The 1,583-nt window shown below is 71.0% G+C and carries 2 protein-coding genes; both read right to left on the bottom strand.

Annotation, left to right across the window (positions count from 1 at the left end; all coding sequences use genetic code 11):
* Positions 1-157: 157 nt before the first annotated feature.
* The gene (locus ACI2L3_RS40300) at positions 158-1,198 is read right to left on the bottom strand and encodes a major capsid protein (RefSeq protein ID WP_350749499.1); all 1,041 of its coding nucleotides are present in this window, start codon (positions 1,196-1,198) and stop codon (positions 158-160) included.
* A gap of 18 nt (positions 1,199-1,216) precedes the next feature.
* Positions 1,217-1,583 (bottom strand): head decoration protein (locus ACI2L3_RS40305; protein ID WP_404757444.1); only part of this gene is annotated, 367 nt, incomplete at its 5' end.

Consider the following 1,583-nt stretch of genomic DNA (forward strand, 5'->3'; position numbering starts at 1 on the left):
GCCCGGCCGGCCGCGGCGCCCAGCGCCCGCGGGTTGTGCTTGCGCAGGTGCTGCAGGAACTTCTCCGGGGGGACCGTGCCGACCACGTAGCGGGTGCCGGTGGCGTGGTCGGTCACGGTGTACTGCAGGACGTCGTCAGACATCAAGGGACCTCCGATCAGTAGACGTCCGCGACGAGGAGCCGGTGGGGCTGCTCGATGAGCGGCATGCCGACGCCGGAGACCTTGGTCCAGGTGCGGACCGGGTCGAACTCCTTCAGGACGGACGCGAACAGGCCGGGCAGCTGCTCGAAGCCGAGCACGCCGGCGTTCGAGGCCGCGAACTCCAGGGACTCGGCGGTGATGCCCCAGGCCGTGTAGCCCAGGTCGCGGGCGTTGGCCGGCAGCATGACCACGCGGTCGGCCGCGATGGGCCGGGTCGCGGTGCCGTTGACGTCGATCTGCGCGGAGTAGATGACGATCTCGGGCAGGTCGCGGGCGGTCAGGATGGCGCCCAGCTGGTTGTTGTCCAGCGTGGCCACCATGCCCGGGCCGGTCAGGCCGGCCAGGGAGCGGGCCTCCACGGAGGCCATGAGGTGGGCCTTGGCGATGCGGGACATGACGACGTAGCCGGGCCGCTCGCCGGTGTCCTCCTCGTACTGGTCAGCCCAGGCCGCCAGGTCCGAGACCGGGGTCGCGTTCTCGCGGTCCGACCAGAGGACGGAGGGCGCCACGAGGTGCTCGGCCGGCAGGCCGAAGTCGGCCTCCAGGGTGAGCCCGTTCTCGTTGGCCAGGGTGAACTTGCCGTCCGTGAGGACGTCGCCGCGCGCGAGCTCCATGCGGGCCTGGATGGACCCAGCGAGGTTCGCGCCGTCGTCGTACACCTGGTCCACGAGCTGTGCCGTGTTCCCGCTGCCTCCGGAGCGGATGCGCTCCAGCTGCAGCCGCTCGTGCTCGCCCAGCGGGATCTTCTCCGAGATCGGGGGCAGGGTCACCCGCGAGCGCTCGAAGGGCGAGCGGGCGCCGATCGGCGACTCGGCGTCGTAGGTGCGGAACGCCGCGGCGCGGTTGCGCTTGATGGTGCGGTCGATGCCGGCCTCGATGTCCGGGATGAGGACGTCGGGGAGGAAGCGGTTGAGGATCCACGCCGTCGGGGACGGGACCTCACGGACGTAGGCGGTGAGTGCCGGGGGCGGCACGAGGTCGATGATCTGAGCCATGGGTCAGTCCTCTCGGTCTCAGCGGGTGATGATGCGGCCGGCCATGTCGGTCTTCGCGGCGGTGTCCAGGCCGTTGCCGGTCGGGAGCTTCGCCTCGATGACCACGCCGTGCTCCATGAGGGGAGCGCCCACCTTGGTGGTGCCGGCGGGGACGGGGATGGTGTTGAACAGGAAGCCGGCGGCGACCTCGCGGCCGTCGGTGGCCGCGTTGTCGTAGGGGCCGTAGAGGCCGGTCGCGGTGATCCGGCCGAGCACGAGCCCGGAGAGGATCGAGCCGTTCGAGACCTTGTTGCCGGTGAACTTGGCGATGTCGAGGGTCACCGTGCGGGTGGCCTCGGTGCCGTGTGCGGATCCGAGCCACGAGCGGTTCTCGCTGAGCACGGTG

This window comes from Streptomyces sp. NPDC029674 (assembly GCF_044903205.1).
Classification (GTDB): Bacteria; Actinomycetota; Actinomycetes; order Streptomycetales; family Streptomycetaceae; genus Streptomyces.